19 protein-coding genes are annotated in these 20,665 nt (G+C 65.1%); 15 read left to right on the top strand and 4 right to left on the bottom strand.

The window, feature by feature from the left end; all coding sequences use genetic code 11:
* The first annotated feature begins 26 nt into the window (after positions 1 to 26).
* Positions 27 to 1,124 carry a cell division protein ZapE gene (zapE, locus tag C4B30_RS24390; RefSeq protein ID WP_027784282.1) on the top strand — a complete coding sequence of 366 codons (1,098 nt, stop codon included), beginning with the start codon at positions 27 to 29 and terminating at the stop codon, positions 1,122 to 1,124.
* 149 nt (positions 1,125 to 1,273) lie between these two features.
* Entirely contained in the window at positions 1,274 to 1,684 is a 411-nt protein-coding gene (locus tag C4B30_RS24385) for a transposase (RefSeq protein ID WP_027784283.1), read from the top strand.
* Positions 1,685 to 1,786: 102 nt separating this feature from the next.
* On the opposite strand, the gene C4B30_RS24380 is transcribed toward C4B30_RS24385, so the two are convergent.
* From C4B30_RS24380 to C4B30_RS24365, 4 genes are all read right to left on the bottom strand, one after another.
* The gene (locus tag C4B30_RS24380) at positions 1,787 to 2,248 is read right to left on the bottom strand and encodes a DUF2147 domain-containing protein (protein ID WP_027784284.1); all 462 of its coding nucleotides are present in this window, start codon (positions 2,246 to 2,248) and stop codon (positions 1,787 to 1,789) included.
* A gap of 174 nt (positions 2,249 to 2,422) precedes the next feature.
* Positions 2,423 to 4,108 carry a ShlB/FhaC/HecB family hemolysin secretion/activation protein gene (locus C4B30_RS24375; RefSeq protein WP_027784285.1) on the bottom strand — a complete coding sequence of 562 codons (1,686 nt, stop codon included), beginning with the start codon at positions 4,106 to 4,108 and terminating at the stop codon, positions 2,423 to 2,425.
* 144 nt (positions 4,109 to 4,252) lie between these two features.
* Positions 4,253 to 5,602, bottom strand: coding sequence for a collagen-like triple helix repeat-containing protein (locus tag C4B30_RS24370; RefSeq protein WP_027784286.1), 1,350 nt, complete (start codon positions 5,600 to 5,602; stop codon positions 4,253 to 4,255).
* 39 nt (positions 5,603 to 5,641) lie between these two features.
* Positions 5,642 to 7,252 (bottom strand): collagen-like triple helix repeat-containing protein, encoded by a 1,611-nt coding sequence (locus tag C4B30_RS24365; protein ID WP_105133100.1) that lies wholly within the window; start codon positions 7,250 to 7,252, stop codon positions 5,642 to 5,644.
* Between the two features lie 679 nt (positions 7,253 to 7,931).
* Between C4B30_RS24365 and C4B30_RS24355 the strand changes: the two genes are divergently transcribed.
* The 13 genes from C4B30_RS24355 to C4B30_RS24295 all read left to right on the top strand — a co-directional run bounded on the left by C4B30_RS24355 (position 7,932) and on the right by C4B30_RS24295 (position 20,596).
* Entirely contained in the window at positions 7,932 to 8,102 is a 171-nt protein-coding gene (locus C4B30_RS24355; RefSeq protein ID WP_027784288.1) for a Flp family type IVb pilin, read from the top strand.
* Positions 8,103 to 8,189: 87 nt separating this feature from the next.
* Positions 8,190 to 8,684: an A24 family peptidase gene (locus tag C4B30_RS24350; RefSeq protein ID WP_027784289.1), complete on the top strand. Its 495-nt coding sequence runs from the start codon at positions 8,190 to 8,192 to the stop codon at positions 8,682 to 8,684.
* A complete protein-coding gene (locus tag C4B30_RS24345) occupies positions 8,681 to 9,175 on the top strand; it encodes a TadE/TadG family type IV pilus assembly protein (protein ID WP_027784290.1) in 495 nt (164 codons plus the stop codon). Before C4B30_RS24350 ends, C4B30_RS24345 begins: the two co-directional genes overlap by 4 nt.
* A 95-nt stretch (positions 9,176 to 9,270) precedes the next feature.
* The gene (gene cpaB, locus C4B30_RS24340; protein ID WP_027784291.1) at positions 9,271 to 10,170 is read left to right on the top strand and encodes a Flp pilus assembly protein CpaB; all 900 of its coding nucleotides are present in this window, start codon (positions 9,271 to 9,273) and stop codon (positions 10,168 to 10,170) included.
* 21 nt (positions 10,171 to 10,191) lie between these two features.
* On the top strand, positions 10,192 to 11,523 hold the full coding sequence (locus tag C4B30_RS24335) for a type II and III secretion system protein family protein (protein ID WP_027784292.1): 1,332 nt from the start codon (positions 10,192 to 10,194) through the stop codon (positions 11,521 to 11,523).
* Between the two features lie 75 nt (positions 11,524 to 11,598).
* Positions 11,599 to 12,837: a fimbrial protein gene (locus tag C4B30_RS24330; RefSeq protein WP_027784293.1), complete on the top strand. Its 1,239-nt coding sequence runs from the start codon at positions 11,599 to 11,601 to the stop codon at positions 12,835 to 12,837.
* 3 nt (positions 12,838 to 12,840) lie between these two features.
* Positions 12,841 to 14,184 (top strand): CpaF family protein, encoded by a 1,344-nt coding sequence (locus C4B30_RS24325; RefSeq protein WP_027784294.1) that lies wholly within the window; start codon positions 12,841 to 12,843, stop codon positions 14,182 to 14,184.
* Positions 14,177 to 15,157 carry a type II secretion system F family protein gene (locus C4B30_RS24320; protein ID WP_027784295.1) on the top strand — a complete coding sequence of 327 codons (981 nt, stop codon included), beginning with the start codon at positions 14,177 to 14,179 and terminating at the stop codon, positions 15,155 to 15,157. Before C4B30_RS24325 ends, C4B30_RS24320 begins: the two co-directional genes overlap by 8 nt.
* 4 nt (positions 15,158 to 15,161) lie before the next feature.
* A complete protein-coding gene (locus C4B30_RS24315) occupies positions 15,162 to 16,160 on the top strand; it encodes a type II secretion system F family protein (RefSeq protein ID WP_027784296.1) in 999 nt (332 codons plus the stop codon).
* Positions 16,161 to 16,189: 29 nt separating this feature from the next.
* A complete protein-coding gene (locus C4B30_RS24310) occupies positions 16,190 to 17,017 on the top strand; it encodes a pilus assembly protein (RefSeq protein ID WP_027784297.1) in 828 nt (275 codons plus the stop codon).
* 23 nt (positions 17,018 to 17,040) lie between these two features.
* On the top strand, positions 17,041 to 17,367 hold the full coding sequence (locus tag C4B30_RS24305; protein ID WP_027784298.1) for a DUF3613 domain-containing protein: 327 nt from the start codon (positions 17,041 to 17,043) through the stop codon (positions 17,365 to 17,367).
* 12 nt (positions 17,368 to 17,379) lie between these two features.
* A complete protein-coding gene (locus C4B30_RS24300) occupies positions 17,380 to 19,191 on the top strand; it encodes a TadG family pilus assembly protein (protein WP_027784299.1) in 1,812 nt (603 codons plus the stop codon).
* A gap of 13 nt (positions 19,192 to 19,204) precedes the next feature.
* A complete protein-coding gene (locus C4B30_RS24295) occupies positions 19,205 to 20,596 on the top strand; it encodes a sigma 54-interacting transcriptional regulator (protein ID WP_027784300.1) in 1,392 nt (463 codons plus the stop codon).
* Positions 20,597 to 20,665 lie beyond the last annotated feature (69 nt).

The following is a 20,665-nucleotide window of genomic DNA, read 5'->3' as shown; positions in this document are numbered from 1 at the left end:
CGCCTTCGTTCTTTCCGGTTTGCCCGATGAACGTCACCGAATACTACACGCGCGAACTGACCACGCGCGGCTATCAGTCCGATCCCGCTCAGCGCGCGGCCGTCGACCGCCTGCAGCGCTGTTTCGACGAGTGGGTCGAATACAAGGCGCGCCGCTCGAATGCTTTCAAGAAGCTCATCATTCATCCGGACCTGCCGCGCGGCGTCTACATGTGGGGCGGTGTCGGTCGCGGCAAGAGCTTCCTGATGGACAGCTTCTACGCAGTCGTGCCCGTGCAGCGCAAGACGCGCCTGCATTTCCACGAATTCATGCGCGAAGTGCACCGCGAGCTCGAGGAGCTGAAAGGGCAGGCCGATCCGCTCGACGAACTCGCGCGCCGCATCGCGAAGCGTTACCGGCTGATCTGCTTCGACGAATTCCACGTGTCGGACATCGCCGACGCGATGATCCTGTATCGCTTGCTCGATCGCCTGTTCAACAACGGCGTGCAGTTCGTGATGACGTCCAATTACGATCCCGACGACCTGTATCCGGACGGCCTGCATCGCGACCGCATGCTGCCGGCGATCGCGCTGATCAAGGAAAAGCTCGACGTGCTCAACGTCGATGCGGGGGTCGACTATCGCCAGCGCACGCTCGCGCAGGTGAAGATGTATCACACGCCGCTCGGCGCGGAAGCCGATCGCGAACTGCGCCATGCATTCGGCAAGCTCGCGGCCGTGCCCGACGAGAGCCCGATCCTGCATATCGAGAAGCGTGAACTGAAGGCGCTGCGCAAGGCGGACGGCGTCGTATGGTTCGATTTCGCGACGCTGTGCGGCGGCCCGCGTTCGCAGAACGACTACCTCGAACTGGCGAGCCGCTTTCATGCGATCGTGCTGTCCGAGGTGCCGCAGATGTCGCCGCGGATGGCGTCCGAAGCGCGCCGCTTCACGTGGCTCATCGACGTGCTGTACGATCACAAGGTCAAGCTGCTGATGTCCGCGGCGGTGCCGGCCGAAGCGTTGTACGTCGAAGGCCCGATGGCCAACGAATTCGCGCGTACGGTCTCGCGCATCGTCGAAATGCAGTCGAAGGAATATCTCGAAACGCCGCGCCGCATCGTCGATACGTCGTTGACCTGAGCTGATCGAGGGCGCTCGCCATTGGCGGAATTTAAACTTCAATTTCGGTTAAATTCGGCCAATCTTCGGGTATTTTCGGATTTGTCTTATATTCATCGTTGAGGTGAGCCGATATTGTGGTGTCATGGTTATTAAGGCTGGAGATGTCCATGACACCGTATCGCGATTTAACCGACCACGAATGGCGCTGCGTCGCGCCGCTTCTGCCCGAAATGCAGCCGCGCACCGAGTTGCGCGGCCGGCCGTTAGCCAATACGCGGGCCGTGCTGAACGGTGTGCTCTGGGTGATCTACAGTGGTGCAACCTGGTCGGCCATGCCGCGCCGTTACCCGTCATATCAAACATGCCATCGCCGCTTCAAGGCGTGGCACGAAACGGGCACGCTGATGAACGTGATGCGCGAGCTCTATGGCGACGCCGGCATGAATCTGTGCAATGAACTGTCCGCGCGAATGCGCAAGCACACGCAATCGAAGGCGGCGGAGGCGCGTAGCAACGCGGCGCCCGCGTATCGTGCACCGGGTAGCTATGCATCGGATGCGATGAAGCGAGCGGCGTGATGCCCATTGGTTTTCGTTGTGCACGCACCAAAAGAAATCGGCCTGGCGACGTCGTCGCAGGCCGATTTTTTCATTGAGCCGCGCGTTTCGGCGCGTACTGCGTTATTGCTGGCGAACCCAGGTCTGCGACCGGCCCAGCAGCGACACGCCGATGTAGCCGCGCACCACGAGCTTCTGGCCGCCGTCTTCAAGCGTCATCTTGCACTTGTAGACCTTGCCGTTCTCCGGGTCGAGAATGTTGCCGCCGTCCCAGTGGTCGCCTTCCTTCTTCATCGCCTTGATGATCGTCATGCCCTTGATGAGCTGATCCTTGCGCTCGTCCGTGCACGCGGTGCAGCGGCGATCGGGCGTATCGTTCGCACCGAGGCCCTTGACGACCTTGCCCGTCAGCGAGCCGTCGCCGTCCTCGGCGATCTGCACGAGTGCCTTCGGTTGATGGGTGTTGTCGTCGATCGTCTGCCACATGCCGACGGGGCTGTCGGCTTGCGCGAACGTGGGGGCTGCGCACGCGAGCAGGGCGCCGGCAATGGCGATTGCACGCAACGGGCGGGTCAGTTGAATCATTGTCATCCTCCTTGTTTTGCATGTCTGTTCGATTCGCTCGCACGACCGTCTACATGGGGCGGGCCTGTTGCGAGCTTCGCCAGAATACGTGAAACCGCGCGCCACGTTTGATAGAGGGGACTCTAATCGAAACAACCCGCATGACGCGGGCTGTTTCGTGACTTTGGTGACCGATCAGTTGAGCTGATACGAGAATGCGGCGTTGATGCGCGGGCTGCGTGACGCGCTTTCGACCGGTGCGTCGCCCACCGGTTTGGCGACGTTCAGGTCGAGGCTGTAGTAGCGGCTGTCCGTGAGCCGCACGCCGATGCCGACCGACGACATGCGGCTCGGCGATGGCGTGCCCGAGTGCAGATACACGCGCGCCATGTCATATGCGACGTACGGCGTGATCGATTTCAGATACGTCCAGCCCGGTGTGAAACCGCGGTTGACTTCCAGTGACATCCCCCAGCCGGAGTCGCCCGACGTTTCGCCCGGCTGGTAGCCGAGCGCGTAACGGGTCGAGCCGAACGAGATCTGTTCGGACGTCGGCAGCGAGTCCGGACTGTATTGCCCGGTCAGCGAAACCGACGTGCCGATCCGGAACGGCCATTCGTTCGTCTGCGTGAAGGTCGCGCCGGTGCGGACGAAGGTCAGCGAGATCGGGTTGTCCACCGAGGTCGTTGTCGTACCGACGGTGATGTCCTGCGCTTTCGACGCGCCGAGGATGTTCAAGCCCTTCGCAACGTTGACGCTCAGCTTCTGTACCTGTTTCGGCTGGACGCTCGTGTAGTCGAGCTGCAGTTGCATCACGCGAACTTGAGATCGGTTATCGAGGGTCGCGCCATTGATCTGGTTCTGGTAGCGGTCCTCGTTGTGCGACGCATAGCCCGACACGGTGCCGAGCAGGCTGCGCTGATTGTTCAACAGTATCGGATAGGATGCCGAAAGACCGAGCTTCTCGTTCTTCACGGTGCGCTCGACGTATGACGGCAGGCCTGGATTGTTGGTCGGCTTGCCGCGATAGGTGCTTGCGTCGAGGCGTGTAATCAGGCCACTGCTGCCGACCGGCACTGCGCCGCTGAATGCGAAGTAGGTCTGCTTGTCGCGTCCCGGCGGCGCGAGCGCCGAGATGCTCAACTGCTCGCCGAACGACGTGAGGCCGTTCTCGGTTGCGGTGATGAGGCCCTGGACGCCCGGGTGGTTGAAGTCGATACCCGTGCTGACGTTGAACGGCTTGCGATCCACCGCGAGTTCGAGCGTCGTCGCGCCGTCGGTGGTTTGCGGCGGCGGGACATTCGCCTTCACCGTGAGGCCGGGCAGCAGGCCGAACGTGTTCACGTAGCGCTCGAACGTCGCGCGGCGCAGCGGGCGATCGGCCGTGATGTGCGCGGCGATCGCGCGAATCTTCGGTTCCATCGCGCCGGGTTTGCCGGTGACCTTGACGTCCGACACGTAGCCTTCGACCACCGTGATGCGCACGACGCCGTTCTCGAACGTCTGTGCGGGAACGAACGCGAACGACAGTGCGTAGCCGCGTTCCTGGTACAGCTTCGTCACGCCGTTGGCGGTTTCGATCAGCTCGCCGATCGTGATGTCCTTGCCGACGAGCGGTGTGAAGCGGCGCGTGATTTCCTCGAACGGCACCGACTTCACGCCTTCGACCTGGAACGTCGTCGGCGTCAGATGCCGCGACAGAAGCTCCTGCAATTGCGGCGCCTGCGGTGCGACCTGAACGGTGACGTTCGGGCCCGTCTTCGGTGCGTTGATCTGGGGGAGGGAATCGAGCGGGTTACCGCCGACGCGCGTTTGCGCCTGTGCCGTGCCAGCTGCCGCGATGGCGAGCAGCATCATCCATCTGTCGAGTCTGGATTTCATTGTTCTTCCTCGTAGGCCTTGCTTTTCGTCTTCTTTGTAATGCCGGCGCACGACACCAGGGTGTCGCGCGCCGCGTGCCGCAATGCCGGTTGTGTTTGTACGGCCGCGCCATTCGCTCCGGCTGCGATGACGCGACCGTCCTCCTTACTTGCCCACGCTACCCAGCGTACCCAGCAGCCCCGTGACCGGTGCCAGCAGGCCCGTCGAACCACTGCCCGACGATGCCGTCCCCGACACGCTGCCGACCAGCGACGTGACCGGCGCGAGCGGGCTCGAGCCCCCGGACCCTGCTGCACCGCCAACTGCTCCGGTGACAGTATTCAGCAAACCGGTGACGGGCGCGAGAGGGTTTGCACTGCCTGCGCCACCCGTTGCGCCGCCCAGTGCGCCGGTCACCGTGGAGACGAGGCCGGTCACCGGCGCGAGCGGGCCGCTGGCCGAGCCGCCCGTTGCACCGCCGAGCGCGCCCGTGAGCGAGCCGAGCGGCGTCGAGCCGAGACCCGACAGCAAGCCGCCGAGCGGGTTCGTCGAACCGGAACCCGACGACGAGCCGCTCGCGACGGTTGCCGTCGAGCCGCCGACGAGGCTCGTGATCAGGCCGGGGATCGGTGCCGCGCCGTTCGGGCCGTTCGGATTGACGAGGCCGCCCGCGTTGGTCACGGTATTGCCGACCGCGCTCACGAGCTGGCCGACGTCGCCGACGAGCGGCTGGCTCGACGTGCCGCCGACTTGCTTGCCGGCCGAGCTGATTGCGCCGCCGATCTGGCCGAGCAGGCCCGAGACGGGTTGGCCGAGGCCGGTCGTCGTGCCAACCTGCTGCGTGACCTGGCCGGCGGTGATCACGAGCGGCGTGATCGCCGAGCTGATCGGTTGCGTGACCTGCTGCACGGCGCCCGACGACAGCGTCGAGCCGATCGTCGTGCCGGCGGCCGTCAGGCCGTTGGCAACCGTATCGAGCACGGTGCCGACCGGCGTCGTGACCGGCGCGAGCGGTGCGAGCGGACCGGTGCCCAGCGCCTTGACCGTCGAGCTCAGGCCGGACACCGTGTTGCTGGTCGCGCCGACGACGTTGCCCAGACCGGCAACCGTGGTGCCGACCGGATCCTTCGTCGAGCCGATCTGCCCCAGCCCGTTGCTCACCGCATCGGCGGCCGCGCCGACGATCGTGCCGGTGCTGGAGAGCGTGCTGCCGACGCCCTTCGTCACGCCGTCGCCGAGGCCCGGCAGGCTGATGTTGCCGACCGTGCTGCCGAGGTCGGTGGCCGTCTGGCCGACCGTGCTGACGACGCCCTTGGTGCCCGTCGGCGAGCCGCTGGTGCCGCTCGTGCCGGGCGTGCCGCTCGTGCTCGGGTTGTTGTTGTCGTTGCTGCTGGTCGGCGGCGAGCTGACGCCGCCACCGCCGCAGGCGGCCAGCAGGCACGCGGCGGCGAAGGCGGTGAGGGGCACACGCCACTGGCGCAGGGCGACCGTCGTGATGGAACGTTGCTGGGACATGATGGACTCCTCGCTGTCTTTCGATGAATGGATGTCGGATTACTTGCCGTGCGTGCCGCCGAGCAGGCCGCCGATCAGCGACGTGACGGGCGCAAGCAGATTCGACGACGAGCCCGAGTTCGTGACGGCACCCGTGCCGCCGCTCAGTGCCGGTGCGCCGACCGTGCTGGTAACCGTGGAGACGGCGTTCGTCACCGGGGCGAGCGGGCTGCTGCCGCCTGCGCCGCCTGTTACGCCGCCGAGTGCGCCCGTGACTGCGCCGAGCAGACCCGTGACCGGCGCGAGCGGGCCGCCGCTGGTGCCGCCTGTTGCGCCGCCGAGCGCGCCGGTGACCGTCGAGACGAGACCCGTGACCGGTGCCAGCGGGCCGCCGCTACCGCCTGCTGCGCCGCCCAGTGCACCGGTGACCGTCGAGACGAGGCCCGTGACCGGTGCGAGCGGGCCGCTGCCGCCACCCGTTGCGCCGCCAAGTGTGCCGGTGACGGTCGAGACGAGGCCCGTGATCGGTGCGAGCGGGCCGCTGCCGCCGCCCGTTGCGCCGCCGAGTGTGCCGGTGACCGTCGAGACGAGACCCGTGAGCGGGGCGAGCGGGTTGGTCACGCCGCCGGTGCCGCCCGTGAGCAGGCCGCCGACGGCCTTCACGGTGTTGCCCGTCGACGAGACGGTGTTGCCGAGGCCGGTGGTGACCGGGTTGCCGCCCGTCGATGCGAGCAGGGCGCCGGCCTGGTTCAGCCCGTTGCCGATCGTGCCGAGCAGCGTGTTGACCGGTGCGCCGAGGCCGGTTGCCGTGCCGATCGTCTGGGTCGTCTGGCCGACCATCGTCGTGATCGGCGTGATGGCCGAGCTGACCGTTTGCGTGACCTGCTGAATCGGGCCCGTCGACAGTGCGTTGGTGAGCGTGGTGCCGCCGTTCGACACGGCGCCGCCGAGCGTCGATACGAGGCCGCCGACAGCGCCCGTGACCGGCGCGAGCGGCGACAGCGGGCCGCTGCCGAGGCTCGTGACCAGGTTGCCCGTTTGCGTGACCGCGCCGCCGAGCTGATTGACCACGCCGCCGGTGCTGGCGACCGTGGTGCCGACCGGATCCTTCGTTGCGCCGAGCTGGCCGAGGCCGCTACCGAGGCCGTTGCCCAGGGCGGTGACCGCGCCGCCGACGCTTTGCACGATGCCGCCCGCGGCTTGCGTGGTGGCCGGATTGACGCCCGGCAGCGACTGGCTGCCGATGACGGAGCCGAGACCGGAGACGGTGCCGCCGACACTCGTGATGATATTGCTGCTGCTTGCGAGGACAGTTCCCACCGGGTTCGACGACACACCCGAGGTGCCGGACGTACCGCTCGTGCCCGAAGTTCCGCTCGTGCCGGACGTGCCGCTCGTACCCGAGGTGCCGCTGGTACCGGACGTACCGCTGGTGCCGCTCGTGCCCGAGGTTCCGCTGGTGCCGGAGGTACCGCTCGTACCCGAGGTGCCGCTCGTACCGTTGCCGCCCGACGTGGAGATCGTGTCGCCGCTGCCCGAGCTGGAGCCGCCGCCGAGACCCTGGCTGATGGAGCCGGAGCCGCCGCACGCGGAGAGGGAGAGCATGGCTGCAACGGTGGCCGCGATCAGAGTCGTCCGGAACACGCCATGAGGGATAACCTTAATGTCCATTTCTTCCTCGCATTAAAAATGTGTTTGTGAACTGCGTTGTGTTGAGTGGTGCGAGGAGTACTCTGCAACTGTCGTGCCATTTCGATACCCGGCGGGTCGGCGACGGGTTTTAAACGACGCAATTCCTTGTGGGAGAAGGAAGTTATGGGAATTGAAAGATTGTTGAATCTGTTTAACTGCGGATGAATGAGAACGGTTTCGGCCGTTTCGTAACGTAACGTCACAACATTCGCGTTACGCGTGCGGCGTAACGTGGGGGCCCACGCAGGCTTAGTGGACGAGGCAATGGTTTTACTGGTGGATTAGGCGTGCACATCTAACCTATCGTAAATCCTATGTGTAAGTCGTACCGAAACGCCGTACAAATACGTTGTGCTCCTGATCATTTTTTCCGGCTGAGCGGTTGAAAAGAGGTTGGAATTTAAATAGGAACGGATATAGAATCGGGAGCAGATGTAAGCAAATGTACGGTTCGGTACACTACGTTCGAGGAGGAGCGCTATCGCGAATGTTAACTTGCATCAAATCGTGAGCAATGCCCTTCGGGGCGACCTATAAAGAAAGCGCACCCGGTTGTCGTTACAGCAGATGTAGCGAACGGTTGGGGCAAACGGCCAGATATGCGGGGACGTATACGTATAAAAGGCCAGAAAACGTAAATACAGGCACGAGGAATAAAATGAAAGCAATCATCAAGCGTTTCCTTCAAGAAGAAGACGGGGTTACCGCAGTCGAGTACGGTCTCATCGCCGGGCTTATCGCCGTCGCTCTCGTCAGTGCCATGACCACGTTGACGGGTGGCATCGCGGGGGCGTTCAACTACATCGCCAGCAAACTGCCCGCGGCATAACGAACGAGCTTTTGCTCATTTCCCTGCTGTTAGGGGCGCGGATTGCTTCGGCAATCCGCGCGGTAAGTTTTGCCGTTCGGGGCGTAAATGATCCTGCTAACTGGCGTCGGGGTTTTCCTCGCGTGGGCGATGCTCGTCGCGCTCGAGGACATCCGTCATAGACGTATACCGAATTCACTGGTGATCGGTGGATTCGTGTCTGCATTTGTGCTCGCCGGACATAATCCATTTGGCATATCCGTGAATCAGGCGCTCATTGGCGTACTGGTCGGTTTTCTGAGTCTGTTCCCGTTTTTTGTGCTGCGCGTAATGGGTGCCGCGGATGTCAAGGTATTCGCGGTACTCGGCGCGTGGTGCGGCCCGCATGCGTTGCTGTGGCTCTGGATCATTGCGAGCCTGCTGGCATTCGCGCATGCCGGCACGCTGGTCTTCGCTACCCGTACGCCGGTATCGGCGTTGTGGCAGCGGCGTTCCCCGACGATGCAAATCGCCGGTTTCCGGGCGTCGCCGTATGCCGCGTTTCTCGTGATCCCTGCGGCGCTGTGGTGCCTGTATCGGATCGCGACCGGGGGGATGCAATGACGGTCGTTTGTCCGGTATCCGGCATGCGACGTCGCGAGCGCGGTGCGACGGCGATCGAATTTGCGCTGATGTTGCCGGTGTTCTTCCTGATCCTGTACGCGATCATCACGTACGGGATGATCTTCGCGGCCCAGCAGAATCTGACGCTTGCCGCAACGGAAGGCGCTCGCGCCGCGCTGAACTATCAGCAGGTCGGGGCGGCCGCGTCGGTGCAGGCAGCGCAGCAAGCCGCGTTGGCGGCGCGAGCCCAGGCCGCATGTACGGCCGCGACAAACCTGACCACATGGCTGAAAGGGTCGACATGCTCGCCCACGCAGCAAGGCAACTGTTCGTACGACCCGACGATGCTGTGCGTGCAGATCACGCTGACCTACCCATACTCGCAGAGTCCGCTGATTCCATCGTTCCCGCTGCTCGGTTCGCTGTTGCCGGTGCCTTCGACACTCACCGGAACCGCGATGGTCCAGATCAGCCCGGTCAACATCATATAGACGGCAGCGACGGCGTCGTGCCGGGTCGAGAGCCCCCGGTCGGCAACGTTGCGCGGAGAATTCAATCGTGAGTAGCGGGGAAACATAACAACACCATGGCCAACAACCTGACGAAGATCATTGCGGGTTTGCTGATCGCGATCGCGATCCTGCTCGGCATCTATGCGTGGATGCTCGGTCGCAAGCCGGCCGATGTCGCGCCGGTTGCCTCGACGGTCGCGACGCAGAGCGTGCCGGTCGTCGTGACGACTCGGCCGTTGCAAGCCGGCCAACCGATTCCGGCCGATGCGCTGAAGGTCCAGCAGTCGACCGCTGCGCCGCAGGGGGCGTTCGCCGATCCGCTGCAACTGGTCGGTCGCACCCCGGCAGCCGACATTCCCGCACATGCGGCCGTCGTCGCGAGCGCATTGTCGTCCGGCCTCGCCGAGCAGATCGCACCGGGAGAGCGCGCCGTCGCGATCAAGGTTGACGAGACCAACGCGGTCGGCAACCGCGTGCGCCCCGGCAACTATGTCGACGTGTTCGTGAATCTGAAGCGCGACGGGACCGGCGTGGCGATCGGCGGGACGTCGACGGCGGAGATCGTGAATACTCAGGCGCGGCTGCTGATGTCGAAGGTCCGCGTGCTGTCGTTTGGCGATGCAACGACCGAGCGAGACAGTTCGAACGGCTCGGTGGTCGGGATGCGGACCGCGGTGCTGGCCGTGCCCACTGCACAGGTCGACGCACTGACGCTCGCCGAGCAGAGCGGTCGGCTCCTGCTCGCGCTGCGTAACCCGCGCGACGACGATGTCGCGGCGCAAACCGTCGCGATTCGCGTCGGCGACGACAAGAGCCCGTCGGCGCTTGCCGCCGCCGGCATGATGCTGGGCGAGTTGTCGAAGAGTGCGACGGCGCCGGCTCCGCATGTGGCGCCACGGGTGGTCGCGCGGCATCCGAGCGGTGGCAGCATCGAAGTGATTCGGGGTGGGCGTACCGAAACGGTCGCTTATTGAGCGGGACGAAGACGGCAAACAATGAAAAAGAAACTGATTGGTTTGGCTATTGCGCTGAGCGCGCTGGCGATGCCGCCGCTGTCGGACGCGGCCGACACGAGCGGGACGATCAGCCTTGCAGTCGGCGCGCAACGGCAGCTTGCGACGGGGCGTGCACTGCAGCGGGTCGCGGTCGGCGATCCGTCGGTGGCCGACGTGCTCGTCGTGAAGGGTGGGCGCGGCGGTGTGCTGCTGGTGGCGAAGAGTGCCGGCGCGACGAACGTGATGATCTGGGAACGCGGCCGCGACGAGCCGACAGTCTATAACGTGAACGTCACGAGCGGCGCGGCGCGGGCACTCCTCGACGGTGCGTCGCCGAGCGTGAACACGTACGGCGGCACGACGGTGATCGGCGGTGCGTCCGGAACGCTCGACGGGCATCAGCGGGCAGTCCATGCGGCGAAGACAGTCGGAGGCAAGGACGGGACGACGCTCGATGCGTCGACGATCTCCGGCAAGAATGTCGTGCAGGTCGACGTGCGGGTCGTCGAATTCAGCCGCTCGGTGCTGAAGCAGGCCGGGCTCAACTTCTTCAAGCAAAGTAACGGCTTTGCGTTCGGGGCCTTCGCGCCGACGGGGCTGACATCGATTACCGGCTCTCCGAACAGCTCGCTTACCTACAACACGAACGTGCCGATTTCGTCGGCGTTCAACCTCGTCATCCATTCTATGTCCCGCGGGTTGTTCGCCGACCTGTCGATTCTCGAGGCGAACAACCTGGCCCGAGTACTCGCGCAGCCGACGCTCGTCGCGTTGTCCGGTCAGAGCGCGAACTTCCTCGCGGGCGGCGAGATTCCGGTGCCGGTGCCGCAATCGCTCGGCACGATCTCGATCGATTGGAAACCCTATGGCGTCGGGCTCACGGTCACGCCGACCGTGCTGAACCCGCGGCGAATCGCGCTGAAGGTCGCGCCCGAGTCGAGCCAGCTCGACTTCGTACATTCGATCACGATCAACGGCGTGCAGGTGCCCGCGCTGACGACGCGGCGCGCGGACACGACGGTCGAGCTCGGCGACGGCGAAAGCTTCGTGATCGGCGGCCTGATCGACCGCGAGACCACGTCCAACGTCAACAAGGTGCCGTTCCTGGGCGATCTGCCCATCATCGGTGCGTTTTTCAAGAATCTGAGCTACCAGCAGAACGACAAGGAACTCGTGATCATCGTTACGCCGCATCTCGTTGCACCGATCGCGCAGGGCGCACCGCTGCCCGCGACGCCGGGCGAGCTGTCCGAGCAACGCGACGGTCCGGTGTGGCGTTCGTACCTGGGCGGCATGGCATCGCCGGATGCAGGGCCGGGGTTCTCGAAATGAGCGCGCCGAATCGTTACCGGACCGCGCAGGCCGTCGCGCATGGCGCGATGCCTTGCTTCATTGGGAGTATCCAAAATGAATGCGAGAACCTATTCTTTGGCTGAGCCCGCCGTCACCGACCACTTCGTCTGCGCATCCTCGCTTGCGGCGCATGTGCATTGGCTGTCGCAATCGTTGGTGTCCGCCGGCGCGGTCGAAGGGGTACCGCTCGACGGCGCCGCGCTGTCGCAGCGTATCGGCGTGTTGAATCCGGCACTGGTATTCATCGATTTTTCCGGTGATTGCGCGGCTGCAAGTATGGTGGTAGCTGCAATACGCGCGGCGCATCCGGGCGTGCCGGTCGTCGCACTGGGCTCGCTCGCGCAACCGGAAGGAGCACTCGCCGCGCTGCGCGCGGGGGTGCGCGATTTCGTCGATTTTTCCGCTCCGGCCGACGAGGCGCTGCGGATCACGCGGGTGTTGCTCGACAACGTCGGTGAGCCGGCGAATCGCCACGGGAAGGTCACCGCATTGCTCGGCGCGCGCGCCGGGATGGGCGTGAGCACGCTCGCCGCGAACCTGTCGGTGCTGATGCAGCGCCGGCCGGCCGACCCCGCGCACACGGCGGCGCTCCTCGATCTCGGGCTGCCGGCCGGCGACGGCGCGTTGTTCCTGAACACGCGCTGCGAATTCCATTTCGTCGAGGCGGTGCGCAACCTGCGCCGGATCGACCGCACGTTCGTGACGACTGCGCTCGCGCGCCACTCGAGCGGCGTCGCCCTGACGACGCTGCCGCCGAATCTCGCCGAGCTGCGCGACGTGGCGACGGCGTCGTGCGCGGCGTTGCTGAACCGGCTGCGCGCGTTCTTCGATCACCAGATCGTCGATCTAGGCGGCTTCCCGAATCGCGAATTCATCGCGCAGGTCGTGAACCTGGCGGACGAAGCATGGCTGGTTTGCGACCAGGGAGTGGCGTCGGTCGTGTCGGCCGTCGAGATGCTGGACGGGTTGCGCGAGGCAGGCGCCGCGACCGACAGGATCCGGCTCGTCGTCAACCAGTTTGACGCCGAGCTCGGGTTGATGCCCGCGCAGATCGCAGAACGGCTCGAACTGTCGCTAGTCGCGACGCTGCCGTCGCGGCGCGTGTCGATCGGGCATGCGGCGAACCAGGGCAAGTTGATCGCCGAAGTCGCGGAACGCGATCCGTACGTCCGTGCGCTCGGGCCGCTGGTCGAGCGCCTCGCGGGCGCGCCGGCTCCCGGAGCGACACAGCGTGCTTCCGGCGGCCTTTCGGCGCTCAGGCGCATCATTCAATCCTCAACGAAGCGGTCGTAAGCGATGGCACACGACATTCAATTTGCCGACGGCGCAGCGCCGTTCTCGCAAACGCAACAGTTCCACGACATCAAGAATGCTGCGCACGAGCATCTGCTCACGCGGATCGAGGAATTGGGTGCCGAATTCGGCCGTTGGTCGCGACAGGCGATCAACCAGTTCGTCGATCTCGAGATCGACAGCTTCGTGCGGCTGCGGCGCATCCCGCTCAACGAGAGCGAGGTGCGCGCGGTGGCCGAGGCGCTGACGAAGGAGCTCGCCGGCTTCGGGCCGATTGAAGACCTGTTGGCGGACCCGCATGTCGAGGACATCCTGATCAACGGCTACAACGACATCTACGTGTCGCGCCACGGGCTCCTGTCGAAGCTGCCGATCCGCTTTACCGACAACGCGCATCTGCTGCGGATCGTGCGACGGATTCTCGCGCCGGTCGGGCGGCGGCTCGACGAATCGAACCCGATGGTCGATGCGCGGCTGCCCGACGGTGGGCGGGTCAACGTCGTGATCGAACCGCTGTCAATCGACGGGCCGGTCGTATCGATCCGGAAGTTCCGCAAGGATCCGCTGAAGCCTGAGGACCTGCTGGCTAACGGCACCTACAACGAGGAAATCGGCCGGCTGCTCGAAGCCGCGGTCGACGCGCGCTGCAACGTCCTCGTGTCGGGCGGCACCAGTTCGGGCAAGACGTCGCTGTTGAATGCGCTGGCGTTCCACATCCCGATGGCGGAACGCGTCGTGACGATCGAGGATACGGCCGAACTGTCGTTGAATCACCCGCACGTCGTGCGGCTCGAGAGTCGTCCCGGCGGGTTCGACGGCAGCGGCATCGTGACGATTCGCGACCTGCTGCGAAACACGCTGCGGATGCGGCCGGACCGGATCATCGTCGGCGAAGTGCGCGGCGGCGAAGTGCTCGAAATGCTGCAGGCGATGAATACCGGCCACGACGGATCGATGGGTACCGTGCACGCCAGCTCGCCTCGCGAATGTCTGTACCGGCTCGAGATGCTGGCGGGTTTCGCCGGTTTTCAGGGAACCGAAGCAAGCCTGCGGCGGCAGATCGCCAACGCGATCGACTTCATCGTGCAGATCGGGCGGCTGTCCAACGGTCGCCGCCGCATCCTGTCGATCACCGAAGTCACCGGCATGTCGGACAACATCGTATCGACGCAAGAGTTGTATCGCTACGAGGCGCGCGTCACGCCGGAGGGCGAAGAGATAGATCATTGGGAGTCGCTCGGCATTCATCCGCATTCGCCAAAGCTGGCGCGTTTCCGCAGCACGCTGGTGTCGGCCGGCGGCGGATTCGGTGGCAACTTCGGGCGAGGCGGAGGCTTCAATGTCTAGCGCCACCTTGCTCGCGCTGATGTTCGCGCTGATCTGCGCGGCGGCAGGATTGCTACTGTGGCGCGGAAGCCAGGTGCGGGAAGGGCGTGCGCATACGCAGCGGTTCTTCGACAGCCGGGTGGGACAGGGCGCCCGCCCGCCCGCCTCGGCAGGCGATACGCGCACCGCGCGCGCCTCAGCGGCCAGCACGGCGAATGCGCAGGAGCCCGAACAAGGGTTCGCACGCTGGCGCGCGTCGGCGTTCGACGCGTGGACCGTGTTGTCCGACCGTGCAGGCCTCGATGAAGTGCGCACCGGCCTGGTGATGGCGCTTGCGGTCGTCGTGCTGCTCGCGTTGTGGGCTGGCATGGCTGGCGGCGTGCTAGCCGCGGCGGCCGCGATCGTGGCGGGCAGTGTGCTCATCGTGCTGTGGGTCACGTCGCGCATCAGCCGGCGACGCCTGAAGATCGTCCGTCAGTTGCCGTCGCTTCTCGACGGGATCGTGCGGCTCGTGACGCTCGGGAACAGCGTGCCGGCGGCGTTCCAGTCGGCGCTTCAGACTGCCGAGATGCCGCTGCGCCGCTGCCTCGACGATGTGTCGCGGATGCTGCGCTCCGGTGTCGAGATCGATCGCGCGATGCTGCACATCGCGCACACCTATCGTATCCGCGAATTCGAACTGGTCGGTGCGGTGCTGCGTCTGTCGGTCCGCTACGGCGGGCGGGCGGACGTGATGCTCGACCGGATGTCGACGTTCATGCGCGATCTTGAGCAGGCGGAGCGCGAACTGTCAGCGATGTCGGCTGAAACCCGGCTGTCCGCATGGGTGCTGGCGCTGTTGCCGATCGCGGTCGGTAGCTTCGTCATCGCCACGAGCCCGCGCTACTTCACGACGATGTGGAGCGACGATAACGGGCGTCAGATGATTTATCTGGCGTTCGTGCTGCAGGCGATCGGCGGTTTCTGGCTGTACCGGCTCGCGCGGCTGAGGTGAATCGATGGATGCAAACCGTTTAGGCGCACTTGCGCTGGTGCTCGGATCGGTCGGGGTGCTGCTGCTCGCCGCGCTCGCGATCGTTCGCATCGTGCTCGTGCAGCGTGCCGAGCGCGTGCTGGTGGATGCGCTCGATCGGCGGGCCGCGGCGGTCGAGGCGGCCGCCGCGCGCGCCGGTGCCGCGGAGCCCACGCGCGACGCGGCGACGCCTGCCGCGCCGCGCGTTCGTTTCGCGGGGCTGCGCGAACGCTTCGAAGACGTCGGGATGCGGTGGCTCGAGACCGGCTTCAGCCGGTATCTGATCGCCGACGAAGATCGCCAGTTGCTCGAGCAGTGCGGTTTCGTCGACGTGCGCGCCAGAGCGCTGTTCGTTGGCGCGCGCATCGTCTGCGCGATCCTGCTGCCTGCACTCGCCGTGCTGGTACTGGTTGGCCGCGGACAGCAGACGCGCTGGCCGTTGTGGATCGCCGTCGCGCTCGTGACCGGCTACATGCTGCCGAAGATCTACGTGCGCCGGCGTGCCACCGCGCGCCGGCAGAGCATTGCGGCCGAACTGCCGCTGCTCGTCGACATGTTGCGGCTGCTGCAGGGCGTCGGCCTGTCGCTCGACCAGAGCATCCAGGTCGTCACGCAAGATTTTCAGACGATGTTGCCGGTGCTGTCGTGGGAACTTGGCGTCGCGCAACGGCAGTTCGCGGCTGGGCGCACGCGCGAGCAATCGTTGCAACGTCTCACGAACAGTTTCGACAACGAGGATTTGCGCGCGATCGTGCGCTTGCTGATTCAGGTCGACAAGCATGGCGGCGCGGTGCAAGAGCCGCTGAAACAATTCGGCGACCGTCTGCGCGAAGGGCGTCGCGCGACGCTGCGCGAACAGATCGGCCGCCTGACGGTGAAGATGACCGGCGTGATGATCATCACGCTGTTGCCGGCACTGTTGATCGTGACCGCGGGGCCCGGGATCATGACCGTGCTGTCCGCGCTCGCTGCGTTTCAGCGCTGATGCGGCATGAGGGGAAGGAGCGACACAAGATGAATCGATTGGGGTGGGTTCGAACGATTGCAGGCGCGACGGCGTGCGCGTTGCTGGCCAGCGGGTGCGCGATGTTCAAGGAGTCCGGATACGGAATCGGTGCGCAGGCCGAACGCGGCGCGCTGATGCAGGCCGCCGCCGACAAGAACGCGGCACCCGATACGCCGGGCATGTATCTGGGTCTGATCGAACGGATGCAGGCGCAGGGGCTGTATTTTGCGTCGCTTGCGCACATCGATCAGTACGAAAAGCAATATGGCGCATCGCCGGACACGATCCTGCTGCGCGCCGACGCATTGCGGGCGACCGGCCAGTACGACGCCGGCGTGGCCGCTTATACCAAATTGCTGACGACGCCTCTCGCCGCGCGCGGCTATCGCGGGCTGGGCCTGACCGCCGGCGCCCGCGGCGATTTCGCGCTGGCCGCGCAGCAGCTCGAACAGGCGACGGCGCTTGCGCCGACCGATGCGGCGACGTTGTCCGACCTCGCGTATTCGAAGATGCGCGAAGGTGATCTGGCAGGTGCACGCGTGCCGTTGTTGAAGGCTGCGGAACTCGAGCAGAAGAACCCGAAAATCCTCAGCAATTTCGTGCTTTACCTCCTCGCGACCGGTCATGCGAAGGACGCGCGGCGGCTGATGGATCAGCAGAAGCTGTCGCCTGCGGTGCGCAGCCAGCTTCGCGACGACGAGACGAAGGTCGCGGCCGCGATGCGCGCGAAGCAACGCGCTATCGCCTATACGCCGGCCAATGTGTCGGTGCCGCCGGTGGCAAGCAGCGACAATTTCGATCTTGCCGTGCCGCTGCTGCAGCGTTTCTCGCGATAACGACGATATTCACGGAGGCCATCATGTTTCACCTTTCCTCAATCCGCGTGCGGGCCGTGGGCATCGCGTTCGCATGCTCGCTGGGTGCGAGCGTCGCGCATGCGCAAGGCGACACGCCGGCGTCCGAAATCGGTCATGCGACCAGCGCGCTGCTCGATCTGCAGCGTTCGAATCGCGCGGCCGCCACGCCGCAGCCAATCGACGGCGCGGCCGGCACGTATGCCTATCAACGCTATATCGACTCGTTCAAGACGCCGATCCCACAGTGGTTCGGCACGATGTCGGCGTCGGGCGGCGGCAGTAGCGGCAGCGGCAGCGGCGGACTGTCCGGCGGCGGTCTCGCGCGCTGACGGAGCAAAACGGTGACTACCCGGCCCAGTGGCGGCACGATCCGCCGCGCGTCACAGCAGCGCGGCGCGTTCTCGGTGATGGCGATCATCGCGATGCTGATCGCCATCACGACGCTTGGCGCCATTGGCGTCGGTAATCTTTTTTACCAGCGTCGGGACGTGCAGCGGATTGCCGACATGGCCGCGCTCGCGGCGGTGCAGCGGATGGACGATGCCTGTTCGCAGCCGACTGCCACCGCGACCAGCAACGCCCAGTCGAACGGGCTCAACTCGTCGAACGGCGACACGATCAACATCGAGTGTGGCCGCTGGGATACGTCCGCCAACCCGGCACCCAGCTACTATGCTGCCGCGACATCCGGGACCACGCAGTTGAACGCCGCCAAGGTGGTCGTCACGCGTCAGGTGCCGTTCTTCTTCGTCGGACCGCCGCAGGCGGTGTCCGCGGTATCGACCGCGCGTTCGACGAACATCGATACGTTCTCGGTCGGCGCGACCCTAGCCGCGCTCGGCGGGGTCGGCTGCGCGGGCGGATCGGCGCCGACGTCGGGCAATCCGGGGCTCGTCAACGGGCTGATTGGCGCGCTGCTCGGCGCCAACCTGAACCTGAACGTCGGATCGTATCAAGCGCTTGCCTGCACGAACGTAACGGTCGGTGACCTCGTCGTGGCGGCGGGCGTCGGCACGGTCGATCAACTGCTTGCGCTGAAGCTCACATTGCCGCAACTGATCCAGTTGATGGTGAACGCGGCCACGAAGACGACCGTCGCTAACGCAAGCCTGCAGGCAAGCCTTGCCACGCTGCAGGCGATCCTGAACGCCAACGTCCCGGGGACGTCGATCGGCCTTGGTGGTGCGGGCGGCTTGCTGAACGTCGCGCTCGCGGATACGCAGGCGGCGCTCAACGCGCAGGTCGATCTGCTCGACCTGCTGATGGTCGGCGCGGAGATCGCGGCAACGGGCAAGCCCGCGGTTACGGTCAACGTGCCGTCGCTGAATCTCGGCGGGCTGACGGGGACGCAACTGCAGGTGCAGATTATCAGCCCGCCGTCGATCGGTATCGGCGAGGGCGGGAAGGATCCGGCGACGGGAACGTGGCGCACGATGGCGTCGACGGCTGCGGTGGGTGTGTATCTGAATGTCGATCTTGGCACGACACAGTTGCCCATCGTCGGGGCGTTGCTTGGTGCGCTCAAGGTCGGTGTCGACGTGAACCTGCCGATCTACCTGCAGGCCGGTACCGGCACGGCGCGGCTGGACTCGACACAATGCACGTCGACACAGGCAACCAGCACCGTCGTCATTACTGCGCAACCCGGGGTGGCCAATTTGTGCATCGGCCAGCCTCCGCTTGATGCGTCAGGCAAGATCAGCCTGTCCTCGACTTACAGTTGCAAATCACCTGCCCAGATCATCAACGTCAATGTGCTCGGGCTTGCACAGTTGACGGCCAGCCTGTCCAATATATCGGTTCAGGTGCAGGGTGCCGCTCAATCGCACACCTTCAACGGCGTATCGGGAATCGATGCGAACTACTGGACGGTCGACTCGAATGCGCTCGGGTCAGCGCTGAGCTCCGCACTGAGCCAACTCGCGGCCGCGACGATCACGGCCAACATCGGACTCGGGGGCGTGAACCTTCTGTCGTTGCCGTCAACCTTCGTGCCCACCTTGCTCACGTTTTTGACCGGCCTGCTCGGCCCGCTTCTGTCGGGTCTTGACGCAGTTCTTGTCCCACTGCTGAATCTGCTCGGCGTCCAGGTCGGCGCAGCGACGGTCCATCAGATCTCGCTCAATTGCGGGGTCGCCCAAACGGTTTACTGAAGAAGCAGATCAGATGAGAAATACGCCCGCAATCGAAGAGCTCGACCTGTACGTCTGGGAAGGCAAGGCGGACATCGTCGACCGCGTTGCCCGATGCATGGCGAGCTTCGACGTCGAAGTGATCCGCGCCGACAACGCGACGGTCTCGCCCGAGCGCGCCGCGATGCGGCGGTCGCTGGCGATCATCAGCGTGACGATGATCGAAGGCGGCGCGGCATTCCTGCGCGACTGGCAGGCCAACATCGGCATGCCGGTGGTCTGGGTCGGCGCGGCGCGCGACCACGACGCGTCGCAGTATCCGCCCGAGTATTCGCACATCCTGCCGCTCGACTTCACGTGCGCGGAACTGCGCGGCATGATCGGCAAGCTCGTCACGCAACTGCGCGCGCACGCAGCCGAAACGTTGCAGCCGTCCGAACTCGTCGCGCACTCCGAATCGATGCAGGCGCTGCTGCACGAAGTCGATACGTTCGCCGACTGCGACACCAACGTGCTGCTGCACGGCGAAACCGGCGTCGGCAAGGAGCGCATCGCACAACTGCTGCACGAAAAGCATTCGCGCTATCGACACGGCGAATTCGTGCCGGTGAACTGCGGCGCGATTCCGGACGGCCTGTTCGAATCGCTATTCTTCGGGCATGCGAAAGGATCGTTCACGGGCGCGGTTGTTGCGCATAAAGGCTATTTCGAGCAGGCGGCCGGCGGCACGCTGTTCCTCGACGAAGTCGGCGATCTGCCGCTGTATCAGCAGGTCAAGCTGCTGCGCGTGCTCGAGGACGGCGCGGTGCTGCGGGTCGGCGCGACGGCGCCGGTCAAGGTCGATTTCCGTCTGGTCGCGGCGAGCAACAAGAAGCTGCCGCAGCTCGTGAAGGACGGGCTGTTCCGCGCCGATCTCTACTACCGGCTCGCGGTGATCGAGCTGAGCATCCCGTCGCTGGAAGAGCGTGGCGCGGTGGACAAGATCGCGCTGTTCAAGTCGTTCGTCGCGCAGGTGGTCGGCGAGGAGCGGCTCGCCGAGTTGTCCGATCTGCCGTACTGGCTCACGGATTCGGTCGCGGACAGCTATTTCCCCGGCAACGTGCGCGAACTGCGCAACCTCGCCGAGCGCGTCGGCGTGACGGTGCGGCAGACGGGCGGCTGGGATGCCGCGCGGCTGCAGCGGCTGATCGCGCATGCACGCAACTCGGCCCAGCCGGTGCCGGCGGAGAGTGCGGCCGAGGTGTTCGTCGATCGCAGCAAGTGGGACATGAACGAGCGCAATCGCGTGATCGCTGCGCTCGACGCAAACGGTTGGCGGCGTCAGGACACGGCCCTGCAGCTCGGCATCAGCCGCAAGGTATTGTGGGAAAAAATGCGCAAATATCAGATCTTCGACGAAGAACCCGAGACCCGCGAAAGTGAGTAATTAATGAGATAAAATCGCGGTGAATTACAACGACTCGGGCGGGGAATAAAACTTCATGAGCCATATGAC

Origin of the sequence: Burkholderia sp. BE12 (genome assembly GCF_002959955.1) — a bacterium.
Taxonomy (GTDB): domain Bacteria; phylum Pseudomonadota; class Gammaproteobacteria; order Burkholderiales; family Burkholderiaceae; genus Burkholderia.
This window is presented reverse-complemented; position numbering and strand designations above follow the sequence as displayed.